We start from the raw sequence: 1,741 nt of genomic DNA, 5'->3' as shown, positions 1-1,741 counted from the left end.
GTATCTTAACGACATCGATCGCGACTTAGCCAAACTTGATGCTGACCAAAAAGACTACCAAAAGAAAATAGAAGAATATAAAAATAAGTTACAATCTGACGAAATCTTTAAAGAATACAAACAATCAAGAAAAGTAGTTAAAGAAATCGCACAAGAAGAAAAATCCACAATCGATGAATATCGAAAAATCATTAAAGAATTAAATCACAAAAGAGACGAAATAGAAGATATTGATAAATTACGCATTGATAAATTTGCATTAGAAACGGACAAATTAGAATTCAAAATAAAATAAAGAGATATAATAAGAGAAGAAATTCGTCAACAAAATCCCAACTATGCTCGCACTCAACAACGTCTTAAAGACAAACGTCAAACTAAAATCCCTGAAATTGTTATGATTTCTAATGAATAAAACTTTTTTTAAACATTTAATTCATAAAAATTGTATAATAGTGTTATATTCAAATTTCAATATTTGATAATAATCACTATTATCAGAAGGGAAATGAAATTGATGAATACTATTAATTTTTTCAAAAAACATTTAGTAGCTATTATTATTATTACTTTTCTTATTGGATCAGTCATTATTGGTTTTTATCAAGGAAGAAACGAAATTAAAAAAGAAAAAGAAGAATTATTTTCACCAGAAGAAGAAATAGAAAATGATGATTCAAAATTTAGTTCTTCTAGAACTAAACGAGAAACTGAAAAACCTAAATTCGCCATTACTGAATCTCGTTTTGACCAAATCAAAACTTATGTGTTTTCGGAAACCGACGATAAAACTTTATTACCCAATGATCTTTCTGAACAAGAAAAAAATGAAATTAAAGAAATAAGAAAATGTCGGAAACAAACTTTAGGATTTTTAGAGAAGGACAAAGATGAAATTAATGAAAAAAATAAAGAATGTGATAATTTTAAAAATCAACTGCAACCATTATATCCTCAAATCGAAACATTAAAAAATCAATTAACACCATTGGAACAAGATAAAGAAAATAAAATAAAACAAAGAGATAATTTAAGAAATATTGGATCAAATTGGGAAAATCATCCACAAAATTCTGAACTAACCCAAATAAACAAAGAAATATCATCGTTAGTCGGTCAAATTTCACATCTTAATTCTCAAATAAAAAAATTAGAAGCTACCCAAGAAATGTACGAAGGAATGTTATCAGGAGCTGAAAATTTCAAAAAAATGTTAGAAGAACAATATGAAGACGTCCAAAAACAATATAAAGATAATATTTTATCTGAACTTAACTCCCTCTACCAAATCACCTCAGCTGAGGGATAAATAAAAAAGGAGTTATAAATTAATGTTTAAAATTAAATATAATTTATTATTTTCAAATATATTTGTATTTATTGGTTTAAGTTTATTTTTAATTACTAATAATAATTCCATTATGGCTGCACCTAAAAAAAATCATGGAAAAGATATAATTTCATCAAAAGAAGAAGCTAAAAAAGATGTAAAAAATTTTTATGAATTATATAATACTCTTGAAAATTATTCAGAAGAAGACAGAAATAAAATTATTCAAATGTTATCAAACCCAGAAATAACAAAAATATTAGAAGACAAAGCTAAAGAAGAAAGAACAGAAAGAAACAAAAATCTAGAAAAAGGTTCTTCTTCTAAAAAATCTGATGATGATCAATCTAAAAAATAATTTCATATAAATATCTTATACTTTACAAAGGCCCTTTCAAGTATATAGTAGGT

The 1,741-nt window shown here is 25.1% G+C and carries 2 protein-coding genes and 1 pseudogene; all 3 read left to right on the top strand.

Annotated elements, in window-relative coordinates; all coding sequences use genetic code 11:
• Positions 1 to 295: pseudogene (locus RI01_RS03665) on the top strand (DNA double-strand break repair protein Rad50); the annotation flags it as partial.
• Between the two features lie 222 nt (positions 296 to 517).
• Positions 518 to 1,309, top strand: coding sequence for a hypothetical protein (locus tag RI01_RS02020; RefSeq protein ID WP_017192997.1), 792 nt, complete (start codon positions 518 to 520; stop codon positions 1,307 to 1,309).
• 22 nt (positions 1,310 to 1,331) lie between these two features.
• Entirely contained in the window at positions 1,332 to 1,688 is a 357-nt protein-coding gene (locus RI01_RS02015; RefSeq protein ID WP_017192996.1) for an SVM family protein, read from the top strand.
• Positions 1,689 to 1,741: the final 53 nt, after the last annotated feature.

Source organism: Italian clover phyllody phytoplasma str. MA1 (assembly GCF_000300695.1).
In the GTDB taxonomy this organism is placed as follows: domain Bacteria; phylum Bacillota_I; class Bacilli_A; order Acholeplasmatales; family Acholeplasmataceae; genus Phytoplasma.
Note: the sequence above shows the minus strand (reverse complement) of the source record. Positions and strands in the feature narration are given on the sequence as shown.

Bases quoted from the DNA above. Each gene is read 5' to 3' on its own strand.
- RI01_RS02020 (WP_017192997.1), top strand. From the start codon at position 518: ATGAATACTATTAATTTTTTCAAAAAACATTTAGTAGCTATTATTATT.
- RI01_RS02015 (WP_017192996.1), top strand. From the start codon at position 1,332: ATGTTTAAAATTAAATATAATTTATTATTTTCAAATATATTTGTATTT.